This is a genomic window from Mycobacterium sp. GA-1841, from assembly GCF_001954135.1.
Lineage (GTDB): Bacteria > Actinomycetota > Actinomycetes > Mycobacteriales > Mycobacteriaceae > Mycobacterium.
Window position 1 is genome coordinate 43,440 of record NZ_MBEQ01000042.1, and the last position, 26,751, is coordinate 70,190.

Below are 26,751 nucleotides of genomic sequence, written 5' to 3' on the forward strand. Positions count from 1 at the left end.
AGGATCGGAACGTGGGGTTGACGCTTGGAGTAAATCCGGCCGCATTACATTCGGCAGCCGGCGAGATCCATCAGGTGGGCGCCGACGTTCCCAGTCTCACGGTCAGTTCTGCGTTGGGTGACACCGGCGCAGAACTCGCCACACTGGCGACCGGCGGAGCGTGCCAACAGGCGGCGGTGGTGATTGAATCGGCGTGTCATCGGATATCGGGTGATCTCACCGAGCTGTCGGCAAAGCTGCGCACCGCAGCCCAGATGTACACCGATGCCGATGGTCGATCGGGGACCGCGATCGACGAGACGATGAAACGGTGACCGCCACCGTTTCCACGGTCCAGAACTCACGCCCCGAACGATTGACAGAGGCCGCTGAACACGCGGCACAGTCGGCGGCTCGGGTGGATCGGCAGGTTGTGGCGCTCCGGACGAGCCTGTCCCAATTGGGCGCGGGCTGGCGCGGCGACGCCTACGGAGCGGCATCCGCGGCCACTGAACGGCGTATCGCCGAGCACGAGAAAATGGCCGGCACGCTCCACCGGATGGAGTCGGTGCTCGCCGGCGGGGGCAGTCAGCTGACGACCACGCGTACCAACGTGGTGACGCTGCTCGAGCAGCTCAAGAGCCAGGGTTGGCAGGTGGCCGATGACGGCACCGTGTCCATCCGCCCTGGCAGCACCCTTGAACAGTTCGCGAAGCTCAACCCGGCCAACGCGATACGGCTTCAGGCACTCGCCGCGGATGCCTCGGTCCGGATGAAGACCATGCTCGCCGAGTTCGACACGCAAGATCGGGTCCTGGCCAAGGCAATCCAAGCAGCCAGTTCCGATGTCAGCGGTCCGTCCGATGTCGGTGGCCCGGGCGATGACGACGGTGATCCGGCGAAGCGCAAATGGACCGACGAGGACTTGTTTCCTCACGACCCGACGGCTGCCGATGTTCAACAGGACCAGATCGGTGACTGCTATCTCGATTCGACGTTGGGCGCCGTGGCCAACGCGAACCCGCAGAAGATCAAGGACCGCATCAAATACGACGACGGCACCGGCAATTTCGACGTGACGCTGTGGGACGGCCACGAATGGAAACACATCACCGTCACCCAGGACGACATCAACACCAACATCGACAAGCACGGTGCCAGCCGACTCGACAACGGCGATCCCGACGCTCCGCTGTGGCCGGCCGTCATGGAGTCGGCGTACGCAAAGCTCAAGGCACCGGGAGCCAATATGAACGACGCGCTCGACACGATCGGCAAAGGCGGTCAGACCAAAGACGCCCTGGAGGCGGTGACGGGCAACCGCGGCGACACGTTGGTTCCCGCAGACGCCTGGCGCACCGGGGAGCACATCGACTCCAGGATCGCCGAGGCACTGGCCAATCATCAACCGGTCACCCTGTCCACCAGCTCCGACGCCGGGCCACTGGTGCACAATCACGCCTACATCGTCGAAAGCATCAGCGGCACCGGAAACAATGCCACGGTGACCCTGCGTAATCCATGGGAATCCAATCCGAACGGAGGCGGGCCGCTGATCACTATCCCGATGAGTGTCTTGATGGGGTCCGGGACTCCGCGATGGGGCGACCACCCCGTCGACGGCATCAACATAGGCAACATGTGATGAGGGCACCGATGATCGTGTGGGTTGTGATCGTGTTGGCCGCGGTGGTGGTTTTCGCTGGCGGTGGTTATGTCTTCTACCAGTGCCGGTCCGCACAGAAGTCGGAGCTGGCCGACATCCCGCCTTACATGATGAGCCAGCAGTCGTTTTCGATCGATTCGGTGTCGCCGGCCGCGCGCAGATCGTCCGAAGATGCGCTTCGGACGTTCGTCAGCGACGTCTACCCTGACTCGGCCATCGTCGGGGAACGTTTCTTTGCGGCGAAGGGGCACATCATTGGAGATGCGCTGCGGCACAGTGTGGACGACCACCTGACCAGTGTGTCGAGCTACGAACTCGAGCGTCAGGGCGACAACCCGAACTTCTACATGGTGTGGCAGCGCGGGAGCCGACTACAACGCTTCTTCTCCGACCACCGGATCGTGGCGGTTGTGTCGGCCGCTCCGGCAGAGTCGGATACAGCCGACGAACCGATCTATATCTACGGGTACTTCGAGCTGGCGCCGCGCTGAGTTCTGGCAGCCTCGCGCGTCCGGCGGTTTACTGGACGGATATGGCCATCACTTTCAACCACACCATCGTCGCCGCCAAGGATCGGCAGGCCTCCGCCGAGTTCTTCACCGAGCTGTTCGGGTTGCCGGCCCCGCAGGAGTTCGGGCCATTTCTGGCCGTGACGCTCAATCACGGGGTCAGCCTGGACTATGCACAGGCGCCGCCCGATGCCGAGATCGCGGTACAGCACTACGCATTCCTGGTCTCCGAGGACGAGTTCGATGCGATCTACGGCAAGATCCGCGACCGGGGCATGCAGCATTGGGCCGATCCGCATGGCCAGCACCCCGGCGAGATCAACCACCACGACGGCGGCCGCGGCGTGTACTTCCGCGATCCCTCCGGCCATGCCTTGGAAATCATCACCCGTCCGTATGGGGGCTGACGAGCCCGGCATCAGGCGTGCATCGGTCCTGATTTTTTGTCGGTGGTCGGTGTGATGATGGGGTCATGTCCGCAGTGACGGCTTCTTTGGACGATCGGGTACCGCCCCGTGAGCGTCTTGAGGTGTTGTTCGACGAGTTGTCGCAGCTGTGTGGGCAACGCAACGCCATCGACGGGCGCATCGTGGAGATCGTGGCCGAGATCGATCGCGACGAGTTGGGCGGGATTACCGGGGCCCGGTCGATCCCCGCGTTGGTGGCCTGGAAAACCGGTATCTCCCCGGCCAACGCCGACACACTGACCGCAGTCGCCCGGCGCTCACCCGAATTCCCCCGCTGCACCGCGGCGCTGCGCGAAGGACGGCTGTCGCTGGATCAGGTCGGGGTGCTGGCCAAAGGCGCGGCGGCCGGTTCTGACGACCATTATCTGGAGTTGGCCGAAAATGCCACCGTCAGCCAGCTGCGCACCGCGGTCAAGCTCGAACCCCGCCCCGAGCCGAAGCCGAAACCCGAACCGCAGCGCTCCTTCATCCGACTCGACGGTGACGACGGATACACCACCTACAAGATCCGGCTGCCCCGCGTGGAAGCGGCAAAATTCGATGCCGCCCGGGCCGCACACCACGATGCCCTCGTCGCCGACTGGAAACGCGACCACGACATCGACGCGGACACCGGTGAGGCCACATCCGACACCGCGCCACCGTTTCCCAACAATGTCGATGCGTTCATGAGTCTGGTCATCGCCGGCTGGGACACCGACGTGGCTGCCCGCCCACACGGGCAGCACACCAGCGTCATCGTGCATGCCGATGCCGACAAGCCTGCGGCCTGGCTGCACATGGGTCCGCTGCTGACCGATGACGAACGCCAATACCTGCTCTGCGATGCGACCTGTGAGGTGTGGTTGCAGCGCCATGGCCAGCCGATCGGTGCCGGCCGCACGACGCGGACCATCAGCCGACGGCTACGCCGCGCCTTGGAGCATCGCGACCGCTGCTGTGCGGTCCCCGGCTGCGGGACCACCCGCGGCTTACATGCCCACCACATCCAACATTGGGAAGATGGCGGTCCCACTGAACTGTGGAACCTGGTGCTGGTGTGCCCCTATCATCACCGGGCCCATCACCGCGGCCTGATCACCATCACCGGCCCCGCCGACCAACTCCGCGTCATCGATGACGGCGGTCGCGAACTGCACTCCCGGTCACTGGCCCGTCCACCCACCACCCCGGCACCGGCGGCATCCCCGTACCGCGGGCCCACGGGGGAACGCGCCGACTGGTGGTGGTACCAACCTTTCGAACCACCGCCGCCCACCACCAATTAGGCGCACCAACTAGCGGTGCCCGCGCTCGTGTTCCTGATCGCGGTAGGCGTCGGCGAGCGTGTCGACATGATCGGGCAAGGCGCCGGCCGCCACGTCGGCCAAACTGGTTTCCTCCAACACCGAGCGCATGCTGGCCCGCAGGGCGCGCCAGACATCGGTCAGCGCGGCCGTCGGACCGGAATACGGCAGATCCCCCAGCCCGATATCGCGCACGCTGGCCAACGGTCCGTCGATACAACGCAACACGTCCGCGATGCTGATCTCGCCGGCCGGGCGCGCCAACTCGTAACCGCCGTCCCGACCACGATGGCTGCGGACCAGTCGATCAGTGCGTAGCGCCGAGAGGATGTCGACGAGAAACTGCGCCGGGATACCTTGCGCCTTGGCCAGGTCGTCGGTTTTGACCAGCTCACCGTCGGCGACCGTGGCGAGCTGAACCATGGCTCGGACGGCATACTCCGCCTTCGCCGACATCCGCATGCCCTCAGATTCTGCCAGGCCGACCACAGTCCGGACCGATACGGTCCGTTGCAGTACGGAGTGCTTTGCAGCGGTGCGGATTCCGAGATTGAAGCGCCACGCGCAGCTCATTTCGGTGAGCGTGGTGTCCGGCAACCGCATTTAGGCTGCATTGGTGGGACTACCCGATTGGTCAGGGGCCAAGATCAGGCTGGTCATGTTGGCAGTCACGGCGCCGGTGATGCTGATCATGGTTGCGATTGGCTACGCCACCGATGACAGTGACGAGCCCAGTGCTGACTGCCGACACGCCGACCAGATTGCACACCACTTCGTGTCGGTCGCACCGGGCGCTATTTCGGGTTTGGCCGGAGAGGCCGATCGGGACGTGACCCGCAAAGCGGCCGAGGCGGCCACCGCGGCCCGGGCCGAGGCCGCGTCGATCGAAGACCCCGACCTGAGGCGGAAAGCGCTGGCCTTCGCGGACGCACTGCAGCTGTTCAGCCAGGGCAATCCCAGCGCACCCCCGAACGGGTGGCCCGACAAGAACTACATGGGCGGATACCAGAATTCGACCAAAGCGCTGCACGATCTGAAGCTCGCCTGTCCGAACGTCGGCACCGATCAGATGCCCGCCGATGTGCCGACTCGGACTACCCCGCGGTGACGGCCAAGACCCGGTCGGCCAGTTCGGGCCGGCACACGATCAGATCCGGCAGGGTCGGGTCGGCTGAGTTGTAGACCAGCGGTGAGCCGTCGATGCGGGAGGTGTGCAGGCCGGCCGCCCGCGCCACCGCCACAGGCGCGGCCGAATCCCACTCGTACTGACCACCGGCATGCACATACACGTCGGCCACCCCACGGATCACCGCCGCCACTTTGGCTCCGGCCGAACCCATCTCGACCAGGGTTCCGTCGAGTGCCTCCCGGACGGCCAGGGCGATCGCCGGCGGCCGGGTACGTGACACCACCACCCGGGGCGGGCCGTCGAAGGGACGCGGCGCGGCCACCTCGGGAGTGGACAGCGTGGTGTTCTGCGCCGGCAGCGCGACCGCACCGGCCACGAGTTCCCCGGACTGCCACAGCGCCACGTGCACGGCCCAGTCGTCGCGGCCGAGTTCGGAGAACTCCCGGGTGCCGTCGAGCGGGTCGACGATCCACACCCGCTCGGCGCTCAACCGCGCCGGGTCGGCCCGCTCATCGGCGGTGGCCTCCTCGGACAACACCGAGTCACCGGGAACCAGCCTGGCCAACTCGGCCATCAGGAACTCATGGGACTGCTTGTCCCCGGCGGCTTTTCGTTCGGCGGCCGGGGCGTCGGCGAAGTCGGCGCGGACATCGAGCAGCAGATCCCCGGCCTTGGTGGCGAGCCGGGCGGCCAGCTCGTGATCGTTCACCCCGGCAATCCCAACAGCTCGATCACCATGTCGGCCAGTTCATCGGTGCTGCGTTCCGGCGTGAGCCGCAGATCCGGGTTCTTCGGCCGCTGGTACGGGCTGTCGATTCCGGTGAAGTGGGTGATCTCCCCGGCCCGGGCCTTGGCGTACAAGCCCTTGGGGTCACGGCGTTCGCAGTCTTCGAGCGGCGTGTCACAGAACACCTCGAAGAAGTCCAGCCCGGCGTCGGTGGTCACCTGCCGCGCCAGCGCGCGGTGCTCTTCGAGCGGGCTGATCGCCGGCACCAGCACGATCTGGCCGGAATCGGCGAGGATCGCGGCGATGTGGGCGAGCCGGCGCTGGTTCTCGGCCCGGTCGGCCATCGAGAAGCCGAGGTCGGCGTTGAGCCCGTGCCGCAGGTTGTCTCCGTCCAGAACATAGGCGGGGAAACCTTTTTCGATCAGCTTCTGCTCGACCAGCACCGCGACCGAGGACTTGCCCGACCCGGACAGCCCGGTGAACCACACGGTGCGGCCGCGGCTGAGCCGCTCGCCCGCCGAGACCAGCGACGCGTGGCGCACCGTGTTGGGGCTTGCCGACTCGTTGCGGGTGTCGCGCAACACCATGCCGGCGCCGACGGTGCCGTTGGTGTTGGGGTCGATCAGGATGAACGAGCCGGTGGCCGCGTTGCGGCTGTACTCGTCGAGCAGCAACGGGCTCTGCGTCCGCAGTGAAATGCGGCCCAGCTCATTGAGTTTTAGTGCACTGGCCGACTTGTCCCGGTGCAGCGTGTTGACGTCCAGGCGGTAATCCAGGCCGGTGACCCTGGCCCGGGTGGTCCGGGTGGTGTGCTTGACCAGGTATTCGCGGCCGGGCTCCAGCGAGGATTCGTCGGCCATCCAGCACACCGTGGCGTCGAACTCCTGGGTGATCCGCGGCTGGTTGTTGGGACGGGCGATCATGTCGCCGCGCGAGATGTCGATGTCGTCGGACAGGCTGATCGACACCGCCATGGGCGGGAAGGCCTCTTCGACGACGCCACTCGGACCGTGGATCTCGGTGATGCGGGTCGGCTTCCCGGCCGGCAGCACGATCACGTCATCCCCGGGACGCAGCACGCCGCTGGCGACGGTGCCGGCGTAGCTGCGGTGGTCGGCGTGCTCGTGAGTCTGCGGCCGGATCACGTACTGCACCGGGAATCGAACGTCGACCAGGTTGCGGTCACCGGCGATGTAGACGTCTTCGAGGTGGCTCAGCAGGGCCGGACCCTCGTACCACGGAGTGACATCCGACTTGGTGACGACGTTGTCGCCCTGCAGTGCCGACAGCGGAATCGTCGTCACGTCGTGCACGTCCAACCGCGCGGCGAACGCGTGGAACTCGTCGCGGATCGCTTCGAAACGCTGTTGGTCCCAGTCGATCAGGTCCATCTTGTTCACGGCGAGCACGATGTGCTGGATGCCCAGCAGCGAGGCCAGGAAGGCATGCCGACGCGACTGCTCGAGCAGTCCGTGGCGCGCGTCGACGAGCACGATGGCCAGCTGCGCGGTAGACGTACCGGTCACCATGTTGCGGGTGTACTGGATGTGCCCCGGGGTGTCGGCGATGATGAATTTCCGCTTGGCCGTGGCGAAGTAGCGGTAGGCGACGTCGATCGTGATGCCCTGTTCCCGCTCGGCACGCAGGCCGTCGGTGACCAGAGCCAGGTCGGTGTAATCGTTGCCGCGTTCCTTGGAGGTCCGTTCGACCGCGGCGAGCTGATCCTCCATGACGGCCTTGGAGTCATAAAGCAACCGGCCGATCAGCGTGGACTTGCCGTCGTCGACGGAGCCGGCAGTGGCGATGCGTAACAGAGTCGACATCAGAAATACCCCTCGCGCTTGCGGTCTTCCATACCGGCCTCGGAGATCCGGTCGTCGGCACGGGTGGCTCCGCGCTCGGTGAGTCGGGACACCGCGGTTTCGGCGATGACTTCGGAAACCGTTGCGGCGGTTGACTCGACGCAACCGGTGCAGGTCACGTCGCCGACGGTGCGGAACCGCACGGACTTCTCGACCACCGGCTCGTCCTTGCGCGGCTGCATGTACTTGTGCACCGCGAGCAGCATGCCGTCACGCTCGAACACCTTGCGCTGGTGCGCATAGTAGATCGAGGGCAGCGTGATCTTCTCGGCGCCGATGTAGGACCAGATGTCGAACTCGGTCCAGTTGGAGATCGGGAAGGCCCGGATGTGCTCACCCTTGTGATGGCGCCCGTTGTACAGGTTCCACAACTCGGGGCGCTGCGCCTTGGGGTCCCATTGGCCGAACTCGTCGCGGAACGAGAACACCCGCTCCTTGGCGCGGGCCTTCTCCTCGTCGCGCCGGGCCCCGCCGAAGGCGGCGTCGAACTTGTTCTCCCGGATACCGCGGAGCAGCGTGACGGTCTGGATCGGGTTGCGTGACGGGATGGTCTCCACCACCCGTCCGGCGTCGATGTCGTCCTGCACCTTGGCGACGACCAGTCGCGCGCCGTAGTGCTCGACCAGCTCGTCGCGGGTCTGGTACACCTCGTCGAAGTTGTGGCCCGTGTCGACGTGCATGACCGGGAACGGCAGCCGGCCCGGCGTGAACGCCTTGACCGCCAGGTGCAGCATGACGATGGAGTCCTTACCGCCGGAGAACAGCAGCACGGGCTTCTCGAACTCGGCGGCGACCTCGCGGATGATGTGGATGGCTTCGGCCTCCAGCGACCGCAGGTGGCTCAACTCGTAATTACCTGAGCGGCCGGCCTGGCCCGCTTCTGATTTTTGCGCGGTGGTCATCGCTTCCCCATTAAGTTGGTAGGAATGGCCAGAATTGCAAGCATGACCTGGAATCTAATCGCCGGGCCGATGCGGTGTCAATGACGGGCACGGGTCAGCCGCGATGCCCGCTGACGTGGGCTGCCGCGCGATGCGGCAGCCGCACGGTCGCGATCAGGGTCAGGGCCAGCAACGCACCCAGCACCAGGTATGTCCACGAATACGAGGTGAGCCGGCCCAGCAGCAGCGCGGCCACCGCGACACCGAGGCCGGCCGCCAGTTCCTGCACCGAGGCATTGACGGTGTTGGCGTGCGTCAAGTCGTCCCCGTCGACGTCGGAGAACGCCAGACTGTTGTAGGCGGTGAAGCCGATCGACCGCAGCGCGCCGCTGAGATAGAGCACGACGGCCATCACCACCACCGGCACCCCCGGCCGGAGCACGGCCAGCAAGCCGAAACACACCACCGAGGCCACCCCGTTGACCAGCAGCACGGTGCGGATGCCGAACCGGCGCATCAGCGGCGTGGTGGCTGGCTTGATCGTCAGATTGCCCGCGAACAGGGCAGCCACCATGACGCCCGCGGCCAGTGGAGACCAGCCGAACTCCAGTTGGAACTGCAGCGGCAGTAGGAACGGCACCGCGGTGATCACCATGCGGTACAGCGATCCGGCCATGACCGTGATGCGCAGGGTGTGCACCCGCAGCACCCGCAGTTGCATCAGTGGAGCGGGCGCGGTGAGCAGTCGCCAGAGCGCCGCGCCGAGCAGCAGGACCGCGGCGGCACCGCAGGCGGTGACCAGTGTCCACTCGGTCCCCGACGCCCGGATGTGCTCCAGTGCGATCAGGGCCGCAGCTATCCCCGAGCCGAGGGCCAGCAGACCCGGCCAGTCCAACGATCGGGCCGTGGATTGCGGCCCGCCGTGGACATATTTGAGCGCGACGGCAATTCCGATCAGGCCGATCGGAATGTTGATCGCGAAGATCCATCGCCAGCTGCCCAGCGTCGCGATCGCCCCACCGAGAACCGGTGCCACCACCGGAGCGGTCAACGCCGGCCAGGTCAACAGGGCGATGGCGCGCACCAGATCCGCCTTGCTGCTGTGACGCAGCACCGCCAGCCGCCCGACCGGCACCATCATCGCGCCGCCGACGCCCTGTAGCACCCGCATGAGCACCAGCATCGGCAGCGATGTGCTCACCGCACAACCGACCGAGGCCACGGTGAACACCGCGATCGCACCGAGGAACACCCGCCGGGTGCCGAACCGGTCAGCCAGCCACCCCGTGGCCGGGATCAGCACCGCGACCGTGACCAGGTAGGCCGAGATCGCCACGTTGACGTCGATCGCGGCGACGTCGAACGATGCGGCGATCAGCGGGATGGTCGGCGCGATGATCGTGGCGTCGAGAATCTCCATGAACAACGCGCCGGCCACCACCAGCGCCATACCCCGTGGGAATGGCGGGTTCTCGGGTTCCGTGATCGAGCGCATCGGGGGCAATGTAGTTCAGCCCCGCGACTCGGGTCAGCTGCCGAGCACCGCGTCGATGCGCCGGGCGCAGACGTCGGCGAGGTCCACCCCGGGGATGTCGAAGCGCCGGTTGAGCCGGACCATGGCGACCGCCAGCAAAAGCGGCGCGGTGACGTCACCGAACGCGATGTTGCCGATCCGGTGCCCCACCGCGTGCTCGTAGCGGTCGATGGTCTCGGCCCGGGAGGGTGTGCCGGGCGCCGGCGCGTTGTCGGGCAGCGGACTGCTGATCCAGTCGGTCATCAACAGCCAGGCGAGGTCGGCGGCCGGGTCACCGAGATAGGCGATCTCCCAATCCAGCGCCGCGGCCGGGGTGAGGTCTCGGCGGTACAGCACATTCGACATCCGGGCGTCACCCCAACACAACCCGATCCGCTCCGGCGTGTAGTCGTGCGCCTCCAGCCAAGCCAGCGCCTTGGTGAAGACCGGGTGGATCGGCTTGTCGCCGTAGGCCCAGCCGATGGCGTAACGCAGGAACTCCGTCAACGCGGCCGGTGTGGCGTCTCCGAGAAACCCGAGGCGGTACCGCTGCGGGTCGAGGCGGTGTACCGCCGCGATCATGTCGACGCAGCCGTTCCAGAGGGTGGCGCGGCCTGCATCGTCGGTCTCGGCGAAGATACCGGCTTGATGGTAGGGCGGCACGTCGCTGACGCCGACGACGTCGTCGATGCGATCCATCACCAGGTACGGGGTGCCCAGCGCCTCGCCGTCCGCGTCGATCCATCGCATGGTGGGAACCGGAACCGGCGCGGCCGCAAGGCGATTCATCACGAGGTACTGCCGGCGCAGATCGTAGTCGGGCAGAATCTGGAATTCCGGTGGCCGGCGGAACACCAGACCGACGCTGGTGCCGTCGTCCAGACCGTCGAGGTCGAACAGGAAGGTCTCGGTGGAGAACCCGCCGGGACTGGGCGCCCAGTTGACCACCTTGGCGTTGCTTGCCCCAGGGATACGTTGGCGGGCAACGGTTTCAAAGGCAGCCGCAAGTTCGTCAGCTGCGGGCCTCACCATCCGGTGTACCCGTACCGCGGATACGCTCCGACGAACACCATTTCGACGAGTCCGTGGCCTGTCTTGTCCCGGCCGTTGTCTCGCATTCGCACCTCACACAGCGTCTCGGACAGGAAGCTGACCGGCCGGACCACGTCGAGATCGGTGGTGTCGGCGGTGAAGCCGTCGATGAAATCTTTTCCGCGCCAATGCCCGGAGGCATACCCGTTGACCTCCATGTAGCCGGCCAGCCCGGGCCAGAAATCGGTGATCGGGGTGACCTCGATTGTGCTGGTGGTCCGGTCGGCATGATGCACGGTGAAGGTGCCGCCACTGATCACCCGCAGATCGTCGCGGAACGTGAGATCGTGCTCGACGTCGATGATGCTGTCGGCCGCGCGGCCGGTGTCCAGCGGATAGAGGATCTCGCCTTCGAACTGCCAACGCGCCCCGGTGCTGGTCTCGCGTTGTGCGAAATGCACCAGCTGGTCCTCGAATTCGAAGATCCCCATGTAGTAGAGCGTGCCGTCGGGGATCTCCGGAGGCTGCAGGTTGGCGCCCTCGGGCAGGCTGCCGCCGCCGGGGCCGTTGCGGATGCCCCAGGAGTGGTCGCGACCGAACCACCAACGGGACGAGTCGATCTCGATGCGCTGTCCGTCGATCTCGATCCAACCCTCCAGGTCACCGTTCTGGTAGAACCGGCGGGCGTCCTCGTTGACGCGGCCACGGGTGCGGTGGAATGCCGCGGTCTGTTCATAGGCCGGGAACTGCCCGCGCAGCCGCAGGTCCAGGCTGATGCCCTGCTCGTTGGGTTCCAGGACCGCACGCACGGTGTGCAGCGGTTCCTCGACCTGGTAGGTGAAGGGGCCGACGCGATAGGTGCCGAGTGCGCCGGATTCCGGGTTGAGCTCGGTGGACATCCGCACCACCCGGGCCTTGCCGTCACGGGTGGTGATCATCGCGTAAGCGTCGGTGACGTTGCGGTTGGGATAGCGGGCCAGCCCGGTCATCACGTTGATGTCCCCGGACCGGTCGAAGCCGTACATCACGATGCGCTCGGTCCAGCGCAGATCGGATTGGGAGACGTGGTCGAACGTGGTCGGCAACTGGTGGCACAGCAGTTCGTCGTGCGGGGTGAGCATCGGCGATCCCTTCCGGTAATTACGTTATGAGCCGTAACGTAACAGGCGGCGCCGGCTGACGGTAGGTTTTTGCCGTGACCAGTTCCGGCCCCGCACCCGGGCGCCCCCGCGATCCGGCCAAGGACGCCGCCGTGCTGACCGCGGCGCGCGAGTTGCTGGTCGAGGCCGGCTATCAGGGCACCACGGTGCTGGCGATCGCCCGGCGGGCGGGGGTCGGTGCGCCCACCATCTACCGGCGGTGGCCCACCAAGGAAGCACTGGTCGAGGATGCCGCGTTCGGCCACACCGACACCGTCCCGGTGCCCGCACCCACCGGCGATCTACGTGCCGACCTTCGCGGCTGGGTGGCAATGTTTCTGGACTGGCTGGCCAACCCGGTCACCCGGGCCGCCCTGCCCGGTCTGCTGGCCGCCTATCACCTCGACGAGACGAGCTACGAGCGGTTGGTGCTGCGCTCGGAGAACGACGTGCGTGCCCTGATGGTCGAATTGCTCGGCGGTGATACCGCCCGCGCCGACTCGGTGTTCGATTTCCTGGTGGCCAGTACCGTGGTGCGCGCCATGACCCGCGGTCTGGCCGACCGGGAGGCGTTCTGTGACCGCACCGCCGACGCACTGACCGCCCTGGCCCGCGCCGATTACCCGTCAGGTAATTGAGGCGCTGACCCTGGGCCTGCAGGCTGACAGCCATGAGTATTCAGACCGGGCCGGCCGTGATGGAGCAGTTCCTGCCCCAGTCCCCGTTCGTGGCGAAACTCGGCATCGTCGCCGAAATTCTCGACGGCCCCCAGGTGCGGCTGCGGTTGCCGTGGGACGCGTCGAACGTGACGATCGCCGACATGGTGCACGGCGGCGCGATCGCCGCGCTGGCCGACGTCACGGTGATGGCCGCGGCCTGGGCTCAGGTCGAGGTACCGGATTCGCTTCGCGGGGTGACGGTTTCGATGTCGATCAGCTATCTGGCCCCGGCGCGGGCCACTGACCTGATCGGCGTGGGTCGGGTGTTGCGCCAGGGCAGGTCCCTGGTGAACTGCGAGGCCGACGTCCTCACTCCCGACGGTGAACCGGTGGCCAAGGCGATCGCCACGTACAAAGTCGGCTGATCAGAGCGTGACCTCGTCGAGCTTGCCGGTGGCGACGTCGAAGATGAAGCCGCGCAACGATTCATGTCTGGTGACGAACGGGCTGGCCTCGATCCGGCGCAAGGACTGGCGCACATCCTCCTCCAGGTCGATGAATGCCTCGGCCGCCCACTGTGGCTTGATCCCGGTGTCGTCCTGGATCTGCTGTTTGAACCCGTCATCGGTGAACGTCAGCATGCCGCAGTCGGTGTGGTGGATCAGGATGATCTCCTTGGTCCCCAGCAGCCGCTGACTGATAGCCAGTGAGCGGATCTCGTCGTCGGTGATGACGCCGCCGGCGTTGCGGATGACGTGCGCCTCACCGTTGCCCAGGCCGAGGATGCGGTAGACGTCCAACCGGGCGTCCATGCAGGCCACCACCGCGACATGCTTGCTCGGCGGCAACGGCAACGGCCCGGTGAAGCCCTTGGCGTAGGCCTCGTTGTTGGCCAGGTACTGATCGGTGACAGACATGAACCGACGCTAGCGAAGGACGCACGGCATGGCCAGCAACAGAATCAGGCTGAGTTCAGCGGCGCCCGCAGGTCGTACACCGGGGTGTCACCGACCATTGTCTTGGTGAAGTTGTCCTTCACCCAGGTGGTGATCTGGCCGGCGCTGCCGCGGGCCTCGTGGGGTGGTCCACCCTTTCCCCGTTCGGGCCGGTCCAGGAAGTACCGCACCTGACCGTCGGCGACATACTGCTGGAACTGCGCCAACGTGGGCGAGTTGTCGCTGCCGGTGAATCCGCCGATCGCCATCAGCGACTCCCCCGTCTTGAGTTCGAGGTCGCTGACCATCATCGAGCCCACACTCGCTGCGGCCCAACGACCGTCGGCACCGGCGATGAGCGCAGCCAGGGCCGAATCGTCGGCTCGGCCGAAGCCAGGCGGCCCACCCGGCCCACCTGGGCCACCCGGTCCGCCCGGTCCACCGAAGCCCAAGTCGCGGTTCGGGCCCGAAGTGGCCATCGGCCCACCGCCGTGCACCTTCGCCACCGTCTCGATGGTGTAGGCCGCGGTCGCGCCGAAGCCGAAGAGCACGGCGGCCAGGGCCACCACCACCGGCAGCTTGCCCGGCCGGTGGGCGGCGAGGGGCAGTGCCACGGCGGTCAGCACCGCACCGATCAGCACGATCCAGCGCAGCGCGGGCAGCCAGTCCGGGGTCCGGTCCAACAACACGAACGCCCAGACTCCGGTACCGGCCAGCATCACCGCCAGGACCAGCCGAGCAACCAAACCGTCCCGGCGCTGCCACAAATCGGACACCGATATGCCGACCAACGCTGCCACCGCGGGCGCCAGCGCCACGGTGTAGTAGGGATGGATGATTCCGTCCATGAAGCTGAACACCACCGCGGTGACCAGCAGCCAACCACCCCACATCAGCAGCCCGGCCCGCAGGCCGGCGGTCCGCGCGGTACGGCGGGTCAACCACAACGCGGCCACCAGCCCGATCAGTGCGGCGGGCAACAACCACGACACCTCGGTGCCCATGGACAGTCCGAACATCCGGCCGATACCCGGATCACCGCCGAACATCAGGTTGGCACCGCGACCAGGGCCGTGACCGGGTCCCCCCGGGCCGGGGCCAGGGCCGCCGGGCCCCGGCCCGTTCTGTCCCAGGATGCGTTGTAAGCCGTTGTACCCGAAGGCGAGTTGCAGCAGGCTGTTGTCGGTCGATCCGGCGATGTACGGACGGGAGCCGGCCGGCCACAAGGCCACCAGCGCGATGTACCAGCCCGACGAGATGATCATCGTGGCGGCACCGATCAGCAAGGTGCCCAACCGTTTCCACACACCGACCGCCGGCGCGGCGACCAGGAACATCAAGGCCAGGCCTGGCAGGATCAGGAAGGCCTGCAACATCTTGGTCAGGAACGCGAAACCCAGTGTGCAGCCGGCCAACGCCACCCATCCGGCACTTGCCCGCACCGATACCGGACCGACGGCGCGCACCATGAAGTAGGCGGCCAGCACGAGCAGCAGTACCAGCAGTGCATCGGGATTGTTGTAGCGGAACATCGAGGCCGCCACCGGCGTCAGCGCCAGCGCCGCCCCGGCGATCAGGCCGGCCGCGGGTCCGCTGGTGCGTCGCACCGTGGCATACAGCAGGGCCACGGCGCCCACACCCATCAGCGCCTGCGGCAACAGCATGGTGAACTCGTTGAAGCCGAACAACCGGCCGGACAAGCCCATGGCCCACATCGCTGCAGGCGGTTTGTCCACGGTGATGGCGTTGCCGGCATCCAACGAGCCGAAGAGCCAGGCCTTCCAGGACTGGGTGCCGGCCTGGGCAGCGGCGGCGTAGTAGCTGTTGGCCCAGCCCGACGAGCCCAGTGCCCAGAGGTAGAGCACTGCCGTGCCGGCCAACAGGGCCCAATAGGACGGCCGGACCCAGCGCGGGGTCACGGTGTTCTGAGCGTCCGCGGCGGCGGCACCGGCGTCGGGTGCGGCGTCGACGATGGTTGTCATATCCCTGTCTTCCGGTTCGGTCCGGTGCCGCGCCGGGTCCGGGCCGGATGGAATACCCATCCGCGCAGCAGGACGAAGCGCACCACGGTGGCCAGGAGGTTGGCCGCCACCAATACGGCAAGTTCGACGCCTCGGTGCGGGACGGGCGCCACAAGGTGCAGGAGCCCGAGTGATCCGCTGGTGATGGCCAGCGCGATCGCGAAGACCGTGAGCCCCTCGAGGTGATGCCGGGTGACGTTGCCCGCCCCGGCGATGCCGAAGGTGAACCGCCGGTTGGCGGCGGTGTTTCCGACCGCGGTGACCAGCAGGGCCACCAGGTTGGCCGCCTGCGCACCGAGGCCGGCCCGAAGGGCGATGAACAGCAACAGGTAGGCCAGCGTGGAGACCACCCCGACCGCCCCGAAGCGCACCACCTGACGCAACAACGAGCCCGGGGCGGCGGACTTGCGCGACGAGCCGAGCTGGGCGGCGATGGTGTTCACCGGGATCGAGCCGTTGGCGAAGCCGCGCAGCAACCGGCCGATGCCTTTGAGATCGGCGGTGGCGGTGGCGACGATGTCCACCCGGCTGTCCGGATCATCCACCCAGTCCACCGGAACTTCGTGGATCCGCAGGCCGCTGCGCTCGGCCAGTACCAGCAGCTCGGTGTCGAAAAACCATCCGGTGTCGGCGACGTGGGGCAGCAGCCGCTGCGCGACGTCGGCGCGGATCGCCTTAAATCCGCACTGCGCGTCCGAGAAGCGCGCCGCCAGAGTCGATTTGAGGATCAGGTTGTAGCAGCGGGAGATGAACTCTCGTTTGGCCCCGCGGACCACGCGCGAGCCGCGGCCCAGCCGGGTGCCGATGGCCAGGTCGGAGTGCCCCGAGATCAAAGGTGCCACCAGCGGGGCCAGTGCGGCCAGATCGGTGGACAGGTCGACGTCCATGTAGGCCAGCACCGGCGCATCCGAGGTGGACCAGACGGCATGCAGGGCGCGGCCTCGGCCCTTCTCCTCCAACCGGACCACCCGCACGTCGTCGAGTTCGTCGGCGAGTTCGGTGGCGATCCGCGGAGTCTCGTCGGTGCTGGCATTGTCGGCGATGGTGATGCGGGCCGGGACCGCGAAGTTCTCTCGGAGGTAGCAGTGCAACCGGCGCACCGAATGTGCCAGCGCGGCCTGCTCGTTGTACACCGGGACGACGACGTCGAGCACGGGCACTCCGGCGGCCCGCGCGAGGACCGCGGCGTTCGGCCGCGAGGCGAACTGGAACCGCTGCTCGGGCTCTTGGACCAAGGTTGTCATGGCTTCATCGTTCTCCGCGGGCTTGTGATCTGGGTGGGGCGAAGCTATGCGCCGGCTATGTCTTCGGCGCACGGTGAGTCAGGTCGTAGATCGTCACGTCGTCGAGGGTGACGGGGCTGAAGTTGGCCCGCACCCATTCGTCGATCTCGATGGACGAGCGGCTGCCACTGGGCGTGTGTCCGCCGAATCCGCCCGCCATGATGTGGGATCGGATGAAGAAGTGGATCGCGCCCTCGTCGACGAACCGCTGGAACTCTGCCAGTGTGGGTGCCGGATCGGTGCCGTTGAAGCCGCCGACGGCCATCACCGGTGCGCGCGTGGCCAATTGATAGCCCGCGGCGTTCGACGATCCCACCACCGCCGCGGCCCATCGGTATCGGTCGGCCCCGGCCGACAGGGTCGCGGTCAGTGACGGCCCGGGTTCGGGTGCGGCGAACATGCCGCCGAAACCGCCGCCGCGAGACGGACCCACCGACGGAATGGCCCCACTGTGCGGGCTCGCCGCGGTGGCGATCGAATACGCGGCCGGGCCGGCCAAACATGTTACGACCGCCAGCGCTGCCGTCGCCCGCACCATCGGACGGTCCAGCCGATTCACCATGAGCAGCAGCGCTGCGACGCCCAGCCCGCCGACCGCGACGACGGCGCGCAGCCAGGTGAACACGTCATCGGCACGGGTCAGCAACACGGCCGCCAGAATCGCGGTCACCGCCACCGCACCCGACATCGCAGTGGCAGCACGGATATCGCGACGCCGACGCCACAACAGCGTGGCACCGATACCGATCACCGCGCCGACTGCCGGTGCGAGCGCCACGGTGTAGTACGGGTGCACGATGCCGTTCATGAAGCTGAACACCGCCGCGGTGACGAGAAGCCAACCGCCCCACAGGATCAGCGCGGCACGAGTGGTATCGGTGCGACGTGCGCGGCGGGTCAGGTAAAGCCCAGCCGCCAGGCAGATCACGGCCGCGGGCAGCAGCCAGCCGATGTCGGCGCCCATGGTCGACCCGAACAACCGGCCCGGCCCGACGTCGAAGTTGAGGTTGCCCAGGCCACCGGTCTCATCACCGGTCAGTCGGCCCACACCGTTGTACCCCAGGGCCAGTTCGACGATGCTGTCCTGCTGTGAGCCACCGATGTAGGGCCGTGACGAGGACGGCCAGAGTTCCACCAACAGCAGATACCAACCACCGCTGAGCACCATGGCGGCACCGGCCGCGACGAGATCGAGCACGCGGCGCGCCAAGCGGCGATCCCCGGCGACCAGCGTCGCGGCGGCGAAGGCCGGCAGCACCAGAAACGCCTGCAACATCTTGGCCAGGAAGCCGAAACCCACGGCGACGCCGGCGGCGACGAACCACCAACGGCCGGCGTCTTTTTCGAGACCGCGCTGCACACAGTAGGCGGCCACCACGAGCAGCAGCACCAGCAGCGCGTCGGGATTGTCGAACCGGAAGATCAACGCCGCCACCGGCGTCAGCGCGAGCACGCTGCCGGCCAGCACACCGGCCCACGGACCGGCGGCCCGGCGCACCGCGGCGTAGAGCACCGCGACCGCACCGACCCCCATGAGCGCCTGGGGCACCAACACGCTCCAGGAACTCAGCCCGAACAGCCGCACCGAGAGGTCCACGATCCACAGCGCCGCGGGCGTCTTGTCCACGGTGATGGCATTTCCGGCGTCACTGGACCCGAACAGCATCGCGGTCCAGTTCTCGGCGCCGGCCTGCGCGGCGGCCGAGTAGAACGCATTCGCCCACCCGCTGCTCGACAAGTTCCACAGGTAGAGCACCGCGGTGCCGGCCAACAGCAGACCGAGGGCAATGCGTTGGGCGATCACAGTCGAACTGCGGGGCTTCGATGCCTCGGGTGCCGCCTCCTGCGCGTCGGTAGCGGGATCGGCGGCAACAAGGGTCACATTCCCATGTTTGCTGCGCCGGCTAGGTGCCCGATTTGTCCGTCCTGTGGGTGAGCTGTGAGCCGGTGCCAGGCAATCGCACGGTGAACTCGGTCGACCCCGGAGCGCTGCGCACCGCGATGGTGCCGCCGTGTGCCTTGACCACCGCGGCCACGATCGCCAAGCCCAGCCCGGTGCTGCCCTCACGGCGGGATCGGGACGAGTCGCCGCGGGCGAACCGCTCGAACACGTCGGGCAGCAGCGAGGCCGGGATGCCAGGTCCGTCGTCGGCGACGGTGAGCAGCACCGCGTTCGCTTCGGCTTCGGGGTCGGACCTCAGCGATACGGTCACCGACGTTCCGGCGGGCGTGTGGGTCCTGGCGTTGGCCAACAGGTTGGCAAGCACCTGATGCAGCCGGGCCTCGTCGCCCTCGACCATCACCGGATCGTCGGGAAGGTCGAGCGCCCACTGGTGGTCGGGCCCGGCGATGTGGGCGTCGCTGATCGAGTCGACCACCAGGCGCGACAGATCGACGCTGTCGCGTTCGAGCGGCCGGCCGGCGTCGAGGCGGGCCAGCAGCAGCATGTCCTCGACCAATTGGGTCATCCGTGTCGTCTCGGACTCGACCCGGTTCATCGCGTGCGCCACATCCGCGGGCAGGTCGTCGCGTTTGCGTTGGGCCAGTTCGGTGTAGCCGCGGATCGCCGCGAGCGGCGTCCGTAATTCGTGGCTGGCGTCGGCGACGAACTGCCGCACGCGTGTCTCGCTGGCGTGCCGAGCCGAAAGCGCACTGGCGATCCGGTCCAGCATCCGGTTCAGCGAGGTGCCGAGTTGGCCCACCTCGGTGTGGGCGCTGGCGGGGTCGACCGGCACGATCGGCGTCGGCAACTTCACCTCGCCGCGGTCCAGCTCGAGATCGGCCACCTCGCGGGCCGCCGCCGAGACCCGGGACAACGGCGCGAGTTGGCGTCGGATGACCAGGATGCCGCCGGTGGTGGCGGCGATCAGCGCGATCGCCGCGAGCACACAGAACATGCCGAGGACCCACAGCAGGGTGTCGTCGACGACGGCCGTCGGCAGGCCGGTGACGATGGTCGCCACATTGCTGTGCCGCGGATGCAGGCCGATCAACCGGTAACGGCCCAGCCCGTCGAGGTCCACGGTTTCGGGATCCCGAGTCGCCGGGATCGCGGCGAGCTGTTCGGCCGCCGCCGCACTGACCTCGATCCGCTCGCCTTCGGTGGTGATCACCCCGGCGTCCACCGGTCGCTGCGGTGACACCACCGCTCCGACCATGCGCGCGGCCTGCCCCGGAGCGTTGAGAAATCCCGGCCCCGGCCCCTCTTCCGGGTCGAACGGCACGCGGTGACGGTGTCCGCGTATCCCCGGAGGCGGCGGGGTTCCCGGCGGCGGGGGCGGCAGCTCGAAGATCGCCGCCGAACGCCGGCCTGCCTCGATCAGCTGATCGTCGAGCTGGTTCATCAAAAACCGTTGCAGCGCAAACTCTGTGGCCACACCGATGCTGGCGCACACGACAGCCAGCAGCAGGACCTGCGTGACCACCAGCCGAGCCCGCAGCGACCAGGTTCGCGGCGACCACCACCGGGTGGCGCTCGTCGGCCCGCTCGTCACCTCAGCGGGCCGGCCGGAGGACATACCCCGCGCCACGCAACGTGTGGATCATCGGTTCGCGTCCACTGTCGATCTTCTTGCGCAGATACGAGACATAGAGTTCGACGATGTTGGACCGACCGCCGAAATCGTAGCTCCAGACCCGGTCCAGGATCTGCGCCTTGCTCAGCACCCGTTTGGCATTGCGCATCATGAAGCGCAGCAGCTCGAACTCGGTGGCGGTCAGGGTGATCGGATCACCGCTGCGGGTGACCTCGTGACTGTCCTCGTCGAGCACCAGATCGCCGACGACGATCTTGGCGCCGCCGTCCTCACTGGTGACCCCGGTGCGACGCAGCAGCGCCCGCAGCCGCAGCACCACTTCCTCCAGGCTGAACGGCTTGGTGACGTAGTCGTCACCGCCTGCGGTCAAGCCGGCGATGCGGTCCTCGACCGAATCCTTGGCGGTGAGCAGCAACAACGGCAGGCCCGGGATCTGTTCGCGCAGTTTGCGCAGCACATCGAGCCCGCTCATGTCCGGCAGCATCACGTCGAGGACGACGACGTCGGGCGGGTTTTCCTTGGCCGCGGCCAGCGCGCTGGCACCGTCGCCGGCCGTGGCGATGTCCCAGCCCTCGTAGCGCAGGGCCATCGACACCAGTTCGGCCAGGACCGGTTCGTCGTCGACCACCAGGACGTGGATCGGATTGCCGTCGGCCCGACGCATCACGGCACGGCCGGAGTCGGAATCGGTCCCGTTGGTCGCCCCGTTCGTCACAGTGCTCACCGGTCCATTATCTGACCCGCCCATAGGGTCAACCTGTGCCATTTCTATGCGCCGGCTGTGAAGTCCGCGGCCACATGTCGGACAGAGCCAGGACACAGGGGACTCACAGACAACATCTGCACCGTGGAGACATGAGCATGCGCCACACGGCCGCTGCGGTCGGAATCGCGGCGGCGATCGCCGGGCTGGGCGGCGCGGCCGTCTATGCGGCGACCGACACCCACGGCTCCGGGCACCACGGCGGGCCACCGGGAATGGGCGGACCGCCCCCGGGGATGCGTGGACCAAATGGGCCAGACCGACTCGACACGCCCGCCCTGCACAGTGAAGCCGTGACCGTCGAACCTGACGGCAGCTTCACCACCACGCTGACCCAGACCGGCACGGTCACCGAGCTGACCGGCACGTCTGTGACGGTGCGCAGCAACGACGGCTTCACCCAGAGCTACGTCCTGCCCGCCGGCGTCGTCCCCGGCTTCGGGGTCGACGACGGCGTACTGGTTCAGGCCACCCGCCCCGGCACCGCATCGGCAGAACCGGCGACCGTCACCAGCATCGGCCAAGCCGCCGGCTAACCGCCGTAACCGTCGGGCCGTTCCGCCTTCACCGGCGGTGTGGCCACCGACGTCTCCAACTCACTGGGAGTCGTCGACTTCGTCACCGTTTTGCCCATCGTGGCAACCGGTATCGGCCCGATCACCGCACTACTGATCGGAGCCTCGGTCACCATCGCCCCGAAAGCCCCCATCGCAGTCAGTGCGAGCGCCCCGACACCGGCCATCGCGTACCTGGTCCGCTTGTTGCGTCCGTCTTCTGCCATGCCGACTTCCCTACCGGCATACGGGCCCCGGGTAAAACGGGCCGCCGGCACGCCGGCGCCGGTGATCGGCGTCGGTCAGTGCGGTGTGGCAAACCCGGACGGCGTCGTCGCCGAGACCGTCGGCGAGGCGTTCGGGATCTCCGGAGCCGTCGGCGGCGTGGTCGGGGTGACGGTCTGTCCTGTGGTGATGTCCGGCGGTTCGACCCGATGCTCGGCCCCGGTGAGGCCGCCGCCCAGTGCGACGCCGAACGCCACAGTGGCTAACCCGCCGATGGCGCCGACCCCGGCAGAGACCAACTTCAGATTTCGTTGATTGTTTTCTTTCGCTTTACGCAATGAGCTCACCTCCGAGACGTCGGATAACCGTCCCGGCGGAAGCTGAAACCGCAGGCGCTCAGTGCGTGGTGGCGAATCCTTGCGGCGGAGTGTTGCCCTTGAGCGCAGGCACCGCCATGGAGATCGCCGGCATGCTCGGCGGCGTCGTCTCGGTGACGGTCTGCCCCAGGTTCATGTGGGATCCCGACGCCACTGCGGCGGGGGCGCCGCCCACGTGCATGTCGGTGACCGCGCCGAAGACGCCGAGGCCCACCACTGCCGCACCACCGGCAGCCGCAGCGATCACCTTGAGGTTCCTGAGTTCGCTGACTTTCATAGATTTCAGTGAACGCCTGATTTCTATGCCCACCATGTGAACCAGCTGCCAATCGCCGCCGGGCGCTGACCGGCTTTGCGTTCTCGCTGTTTTACCCTGTGTGCCATGCAGCCGTGGGCGGGAACGACCGGATGACGCGCTTTCTGGCGCGCCGGCTGCTCAATTACATCGTGTTGCTGGCCTTGGCCTCGTTCCTCACGTTCACGCTGACGTCGCTGAACTTCAAACCTCTCGACAGCCTCGAACAGCGCAACCCGCGGCCCCCGCAGTCCGCCATCGACGCCAAGGCCGCCGAGCTCGGCCTCGACAAGCCGATTCCACTGCGTTACGTGGACTGGGCCGCCGGGGCGGTCCGCGGCGACTTCGGCACCACGGTGACCGGACAGCCGGTGTCCGACGAACTGTGGCGGCGCATCGGCGTGACGCTGCGGTTGCTGGTCATCGGCGCCATCTCGGGCGCGGTGATCGGTGTGGTGGTCGGTGCCTGGGGCGCGATCCGCCAGTACCGGCTGTCGGATCGGGTGATCACCGTGCTGTCGCTGCTGGTGATCAGCACCCCGTCGTTCGTGATAGCCAACATGCTCATCCTGGCCGCGCTGAACGTGAATTCGATCCTGGGCGTGCAGATCTTCGAGTACACCGGGGAAACGGCGCCGGTGCCCGTCGGCGGCCCCTGGGACCAGTTCGTCGACCGGTTGCAGCACCTCGTGTTGCCGACGCTCACCCTGGCCCTGATGGCGATCGCCGGCTATAGCCGCTACCAGCGCAACGCGATGCTCGACGTCCTCGGACAGGACTTCATCCGCACCGCGCGGGCCAAGGGCCTGACCCGGCGCCGGGCCCTGTTCAAACACGGTCTGCGGACCGCACTGATCCCGATGGCGACGCTGTTCGCCTACGGGGTGGCCGGATTGGTCACCGGCTCGGTGTTCGTCGAAAAGATCTTCGGCTGGCACGGCATGGGCGAATGGGTGGTGCAGGGCATCGCCACCCAGGACACGAACATCATCGCGGCCATCACGGTGTTCACCGGCACGGTGATCCTGGTCGCCGGCCTGCTCTCCGACGTCATCTACGCGGTACTGGACCCGAGGGTGCGGGTGACATGACACAGACTTCCGGCACCGCGGGCGAGGCGAACGCGGCCCGTTCAGGCCTGCACACCGAGGAATTCGCCACCCGGCGCACTCTTGTGTTCCGCCGCTTCCTGCGTAACTGGCCCGCGGTCATATCGCTGACGCTGTTGATCGTCATGTTCGTCGCCTGCTACGCGCTGCCGCCGCTACTGCCGTACAACTACTCCGATCTCGACTACTACGCGCTGCAGACCCCCCCGTCTGTCGACCACTGGTTCGGCACCAACGCCCTGGGACAGGACATCTTCGCCCAAACCCTGCGTGGCATGCAGAAATCCATGCTGATCGGTGTCTGCGTGGCATTCATCTCGACAGTGATCGCCGCCACGGTCGGCTCGGTCGCCGGGTACTTCGGCGGCTGGCGCGATCGCACCCTGATGTGGATCGTCGACGTGCTGCTGGTGGTGCCCAGCTTCATCCTGATCGCGATCGTCACGCCGCGGTTGAGCCAGTCGGATCGGGTGTTCTGGTTGATCGTGTTGCTCTCGGCGTTCAGCTGGATGATCAGCTCACGCATCGTGCGCGGGATGACGCTGAGCCTGCGGGAGCGCGAATTCGTGTTGGCCGCCCGCTATATGGGCGTCAGCAACCGTCGCATCATCGTGCGTCACATCCTGCCCAACGTGGCCTCGATCCTGATCATCGACACCGCGCTCAACGTCGGCCTGGCGATCCTGGCCGAAACCGGTTTGAGCTTCCTGGGTTTCGGTATCCAGGCGCCCGACGTCTCACTGGGCACGTTGATCGCCGACGGCACCAAATCCGCCACCACATTCCCCTGGGTGTTCCTGTTCCCCGCCGGGGTCCTGGTGCTGATCATCTTGTGCGCCAACCTCGTCGGTGACGGTCTGCGCGACGCGCTGGATCCGGGCAGCGGCCGGCTGCGGCGCCGCAGGAAGTCACGCGCATGAGCCGGCTACTCGAGGTATCCGACCTGACGGTGGACTTCCCCACCGACGCCGATGCGGTCCATGCGGTGCGGGGGCTGAACTTTCACGTCGACGCCGGCGAGGTGGTCGCCCTGGTGGGTGAATCCGGTGCCGGGAAGTCGGCCAGCGCGATGGCTGTCGTCGGGCTGCTACCCGAGTTCGCCGAGGTCTCCGGATCGGTGCGGCTGCGCGGCGAGGAACTGATCGGGCTGTCCGACGCGCAGCTGTCACAGGTCCGGGGCAACACGATCGGCACGGTGTTCCAGGATCCGATGTCCGCGCTCACACCGGTCTACACCGTGGGCGACCAGATCGCCGAGGCCATCGAAACCCATCACCGCGACCTGAGTCGGCGTGCGGCACGCACCCGCGCCGTGGAGCTCCTTGAGCTGGTGGGCATCGCCCAACCCGAGCAGCGGGCCCGCGCCTTCCCGCACGAGTTGTCCGGTGGGGAACGGCAGCGCGTGGTGATCGCCATCGCCATCGCCAATGATCCCGACCTGCTCATCTGCGACGAGCCCACCACCGCCCTCGACGTCACGGTGCAGGCGCAGATTCTCGACGTGCTCAAGACCGCCCGCGACGTCACCGGCGCCGGAGTGCTGATCATCACCCACGACCTGGGCGTGGTGGCCGAGTTCGCCGACCGGGCACTGGTGATGTATGCGGGCCGGGCAGTCGAGGATGCGCCGGTGGCCAAGCTGTACGAGCAGGCCCGGATGCCCTACACCGTCGGGCTGCTCGGGTCGGTCCCGCGCTTGGACGCCCCGCAGGGCACCCGCCTGGTGCCGATCCCCGGTGCGCCGCCCTCACTCACCACGACACCGCATGGCTGCCCGTTCGCCCCGCGGTGCCCACTGGCGATCGACGAATGTGAGGCGGCAGAACCCGAGCTCCTCGAGCTGGCACCCGACCACCACGCCGCCTGCATCCGCACCGAGCAGGTCGCCGGGCGCAGCGCGGCCGACATCTATGAGGTGACGGACACGGCCGCCCCGCTCGCCCCGCGCGAGGACACCGCGGTGGTGCTGCGGGTACGCGACCTGTCCAAGACCTACAAGTTGACCAAAGGCGTGGTGTTTCGCCGCCAGGTCGGCGAGGTCCGCGCCGTCGACCAGGTCAGCTTCGACCTGCACAGTGGCCGCACGCTCGGCATCGTCGGAGAATCCGGATCCGGCAAATCCACCACGCTGCACCAGATCCTGAATCTCACTGCACCGCAATCCGGTTCGATCGAGGTGCTCGGGTCCGACGTGGCCACCCTGAACCGCAGGGCTCGCCAGGGGCTACGCACCGACCTGCAGGTGGTGTTCCAGGATCCGGTGGCCTCGCTGGATCCGCGGTTGCCGGTGTCGGATGTGTTGGCAGAACCCTTGTCGGCCAATGGGTTCGACAAACCCAGTATCGACGACCGGGTGGCCGAACTCCTCGAGTTGGTGGGGCTGCGACGGGCCGACGCCGGCCGCTACCCGGCGGAGTTCTCCGGCGGCCAGAAACAGCGCATCGGGATTGCCCGCGCACTGGCCTTGCAGCCCAAGATCATCGCGCTCGACGAACCGGTCTCCGCGCTGGACGTCTCGATCCAGGCCGGGATCATCAATCTGTTGCTGGATCTGCAGGACCGGTTCGGCCTGGCCTATCTGTTCGTGTCCCACGACCTGTCGGTGGTCAAGCACCTGGCCCACGACGTCGCCGTGATGTACAAGGGTGCGGTGGTCGAACAAGGCTCCGGCGACGCGGTGTTCACCGATCCGCAGCACGCCTACACCCGCAGGTTGCTGGCCGCCGTGCCGCAGGCCAGACCGCAACCGGGGCCCGCCGCCGGTTAGGTATTGCCGCACCGGACGGGTAGCTGCCTCTAGCATC

28 protein-coding genes are annotated in these 26,751 nt (G+C 67.3%); 12 read left to right on the forward strand and 16 right to left on the reverse strand.

Annotated features, from left to right (window positions below; translation table 11 throughout):
• The first annotated feature begins 11 nt into the window (after window positions 1-11).
• The 5 genes from A5740_RS10490 to A5740_RS10510 all read left to right on the forward strand — a co-directional run bounded on the left by A5740_RS10490 (window position 12) and on the right by A5740_RS10510 (window position 3,889).
• On the forward strand, window positions 12-314 hold the full coding sequence (locus A5740_RS10490; protein WP_076193772.1) for a type VII secretion target: 303 nt from the start codon (window positions 12-14) through the stop codon (window positions 312-314).
• Window positions 311-1,624, forward strand: a complete 1,314-nt coding sequence (locus tag A5740_RS10495) for a C2 family cysteine protease (RefSeq protein ID WP_076193773.1) — start codon at window positions 311-313, stop codon at window positions 1,622-1,624. The genes A5740_RS10490 and A5740_RS10495 overlap by 4 nt, the downstream gene beginning before the upstream one ends.
• An 11-nt stretch (window positions 1,625-1,635) precedes the next feature.
• Window positions 1,636-2,136, forward strand: a complete 501-nt coding sequence (locus tag A5740_RS10500) for a hypothetical protein (protein WP_139335058.1) — start codon at window positions 1,636-1,638, stop codon at window positions 2,134-2,136.
• A 41-nt stretch (window positions 2,137-2,177) separates the two neighbouring features.
• Window positions 2,178-2,561, forward strand: coding sequence for a VOC family protein (locus tag A5740_RS10505; protein WP_076193776.1), 384 nt, complete (start codon window positions 2,178-2,180; stop codon window positions 2,559-2,561).
• Window positions 2,562-2,626: 65 nt separating this feature from the next.
• Window positions 2,627-3,889 carry an HNH endonuclease signature motif containing protein gene (locus A5740_RS10510; RefSeq protein WP_076193778.1) on the forward strand — a complete coding sequence of 421 codons (1,263 nt, stop codon included), beginning with the start codon at window positions 2,627-2,629 and terminating at the stop codon, window positions 3,887-3,889.
• 9 nt (window positions 3,890-3,898) lie between these two features.
• Here the strand turns inward: A5740_RS10510 and A5740_RS10515 are convergent, their stop codons facing one another.
• Entirely contained in the window at window positions 3,899-4,369 is a 471-nt protein-coding gene (locus A5740_RS10515) for an RrF2 family transcriptional regulator (RefSeq protein WP_076193849.1), read from the reverse strand.
• Between the two features lie 154 nt (window positions 4,370-4,523).
• Between A5740_RS10515 and A5740_RS10520 the strand changes: the two genes are divergently transcribed.
• Window positions 4,524-5,015, forward strand: coding sequence for a hypothetical protein (locus A5740_RS10520; RefSeq protein ID WP_139335059.1), 492 nt, complete (start codon window positions 4,524-4,526; stop codon window positions 5,013-5,015).
• On the opposite strand, the gene A5740_RS10525 is transcribed toward A5740_RS10520, so the two are convergent.
• The 6 genes from A5740_RS10525 to A5740_RS10550 all read right to left on the reverse strand — a co-directional run bounded on the left by A5740_RS10525 (window position 5,002) and on the right by A5740_RS10550 (window position 12,172).
• Window positions 5,002-5,745 (reverse strand): 3'(2'),5'-bisphosphate nucleotidase CysQ, encoded by a 744-nt coding sequence (locus A5740_RS10525; protein WP_076193782.1) that lies wholly within the window; start codon window positions 5,743-5,745, stop codon window positions 5,002-5,004. The two genes, A5740_RS10520 and A5740_RS10525, sit on opposite strands and share 14 nt — an antisense overlap.
• Entirely contained in the window at window positions 5,742-7,586 is a 1,845-nt protein-coding gene (gene cysN / locus A5740_RS10530) for a sulfate adenylyltransferase subunit CysN (protein ID WP_076193784.1), read from the reverse strand. The genes A5740_RS10525 and cysN overlap by 4 nt, the downstream gene beginning before the upstream one ends.
• Complete coding sequence (gene cysD / locus A5740_RS10535) at window positions 7,586-8,527, reverse strand: sulfate adenylyltransferase subunit CysD (protein WP_076193785.1); 942 nt, start codon at window positions 8,525-8,527, stop codon at window positions 7,586-7,588. Before cysD ends, cysN begins: the two co-directional genes overlap by 1 nt.
• A 94-nt stretch (window positions 8,528-8,621) precedes the next feature.
• Entirely contained in the window at window positions 8,622-9,956 is a 1,335-nt protein-coding gene (locus tag A5740_RS10540; protein ID WP_076193787.1) for an MFS transporter, read from the reverse strand.
• A gap of 78 nt (window positions 9,957-10,034) precedes the next feature.
• The gene (locus A5740_RS10545; RefSeq protein ID WP_076193789.1) at window positions 10,035-11,051 is read right to left on the reverse strand and encodes a phosphotransferase family protein; all 1,017 of its coding nucleotides are present in this window, start codon (window positions 11,049-11,051) and stop codon (window positions 10,035-10,037) included.
• Window positions 11,045-12,172, reverse strand: coding sequence for a hypothetical protein (locus A5740_RS10550; RefSeq protein WP_076193791.1), 1,128 nt, complete (start codon window positions 12,170-12,172; stop codon window positions 11,045-11,047). The genes A5740_RS10545 and A5740_RS10550 overlap by 7 nt, the downstream gene beginning before the upstream one ends.
• 74 nt (window positions 12,173-12,246) lie before the next feature.
• Between A5740_RS10550 and A5740_RS10555 the strand changes: the two genes are divergently transcribed.
• Both A5740_RS10555 and A5740_RS10560 read left to right on the forward strand, forming a co-directional pair.
• On the forward strand, window positions 12,247-12,828 hold the full coding sequence (locus A5740_RS10555) for a TetR/AcrR family transcriptional regulator (RefSeq protein WP_076193793.1): 582 nt from the start codon (window positions 12,247-12,249) through the stop codon (window positions 12,826-12,828).
• A 56-nt stretch (window positions 12,829-12,884) separates the two neighbouring features.
• Window positions 12,885-13,274 carry a PaaI family thioesterase gene (locus A5740_RS10560; protein ID WP_076193851.1) on the forward strand — a complete coding sequence of 130 codons (390 nt, stop codon included), beginning with the start codon at window positions 12,885-12,887 and terminating at the stop codon, window positions 13,272-13,274.
• Here A5740_RS10560 and A5740_RS10565 read toward each other — a convergent pair whose 3' ends face one another.
• From A5740_RS10565 to A5740_RS10590, 6 genes are read right to left on the reverse strand one after another with little or no spacing between them, the layout of a single operon-like run.
• On the reverse strand, window positions 13,275-13,766 hold the full coding sequence (locus tag A5740_RS10565) for a carbonic anhydrase (protein ID WP_076193794.1): 492 nt from the start codon (window positions 13,764-13,766) through the stop codon (window positions 13,275-13,277). It abuts the gene before it with no gap.
• A gap of 44 nt (window positions 13,767-13,810) precedes the next feature.
• On the reverse strand, window positions 13,811-15,766 hold the full coding sequence (locus A5740_RS10570; protein ID WP_076193796.1) for a glycosyltransferase family 39 protein: 1,956 nt from the start codon (window positions 15,764-15,766) through the stop codon (window positions 13,811-13,813).
• Complete coding sequence (locus A5740_RS10575; RefSeq protein WP_076193798.1) at window positions 15,763-17,049, reverse strand: bifunctional glycosyltransferase family 2/GtrA family protein; 1,287 nt, start codon at window positions 17,047-17,049, stop codon at window positions 15,763-15,765. The genes A5740_RS10570 and A5740_RS10575 overlap by 4 nt, the downstream gene beginning before the upstream one ends.
• Window positions 17,050-17,104: 55 nt before the next feature.
• Window positions 17,105-18,970, reverse strand: coding sequence for a glycosyltransferase family 39 protein (locus tag A5740_RS10580; protein WP_076193800.1), 1,866 nt, complete (start codon window positions 18,968-18,970; stop codon window positions 17,105-17,107).
• A gap of 22 nt (window positions 18,971-18,992) precedes the next feature.
• Window positions 18,993-20,606, reverse strand: a complete 1,614-nt coding sequence (locus tag A5740_RS10585; RefSeq protein WP_076193802.1) for a cell wall metabolism sensor histidine kinase WalK — start codon at window positions 20,604-20,606, stop codon at window positions 18,993-18,995.
• Entirely contained in the window at window positions 20,584-21,288 is a 705-nt protein-coding gene (locus tag A5740_RS10590) for a response regulator transcription factor (protein ID WP_076193853.1), read from the reverse strand. Before A5740_RS10590 ends, A5740_RS10585 begins: the two co-directional genes overlap by 23 nt.
• A gap of 191 nt (window positions 21,289-21,479) precedes the next feature.
• Here A5740_RS10590 and A5740_RS10595 point away from each other — a divergent pair, with 191 nt between their 5' ends.
• A complete protein-coding gene (locus tag A5740_RS10595; RefSeq protein ID WP_076193803.1) occupies window positions 21,480-21,923 on the forward strand; it encodes a hypothetical protein in 444 nt (147 codons plus the stop codon).
• On the opposite strand, the gene A5740_RS10600 is transcribed toward A5740_RS10595, so the two are convergent.
• The 3 genes from A5740_RS10600 to A5740_RS10610 form a co-directional block, all read right to left on the reverse strand.
• The gene (locus tag A5740_RS10600; protein ID WP_076193805.1) at window positions 21,920-22,168 is read right to left on the reverse strand and encodes a hypothetical protein; all 249 of its coding nucleotides are present in this window, start codon (window positions 22,166-22,168) and stop codon (window positions 21,920-21,922) included. The two genes, A5740_RS10595 and A5740_RS10600, sit on opposite strands and share 4 nt — an antisense overlap.
• 75 nt (window positions 22,169-22,243) lie before the next feature.
• Window positions 22,244-22,513, reverse strand: a complete 270-nt coding sequence (locus tag A5740_RS10605) for a hypothetical protein (protein ID WP_083654033.1) — start codon at window positions 22,511-22,513, stop codon at window positions 22,244-22,246.
• Window positions 22,514-22,562: 49 nt separating this feature from the next.
• Window positions 22,563-22,820 (reverse strand): hypothetical protein, encoded by a 258-nt coding sequence (locus A5740_RS10610; RefSeq protein ID WP_076193809.1) that lies wholly within the window; start codon window positions 22,818-22,820, stop codon window positions 22,563-22,565.
• A 131-nt stretch (window positions 22,821-22,951) separates the two neighbouring features.
• On the opposite strand from A5740_RS10610, the gene A5740_RS10615 reads away from it, so the two are divergent.
• Genes A5740_RS10615 through A5740_RS10625 form a run of 3 tightly spaced genes read left to right on the forward strand, consistent with a single transcriptional unit; the run spans window position 22,952 to window position 26,714 of the window.
• Entirely contained in the window at window positions 22,952-23,929 is a 978-nt protein-coding gene (locus tag A5740_RS10615) for an ABC transporter permease (protein WP_076193811.1), read from the forward strand.
• Window positions 23,926-24,867 (forward strand): ABC transporter permease, encoded by a 942-nt coding sequence (locus A5740_RS10620; RefSeq protein ID WP_076193813.1) that lies wholly within the window; start codon window positions 23,926-23,928, stop codon window positions 24,865-24,867. Before A5740_RS10615 ends, A5740_RS10620 begins: the two co-directional genes overlap by 4 nt.
• On the forward strand, window positions 24,864-26,714 hold the full coding sequence (locus tag A5740_RS10625) for an ABC transporter ATP-binding protein (RefSeq protein ID WP_076193815.1): 1,851 nt from the start codon (window positions 24,864-24,866) through the stop codon (window positions 26,712-26,714). The genes A5740_RS10620 and A5740_RS10625 overlap by 4 nt, the downstream gene beginning before the upstream one ends.
• Window positions 26,715-26,751: the final 37 nt, after the last annotated feature.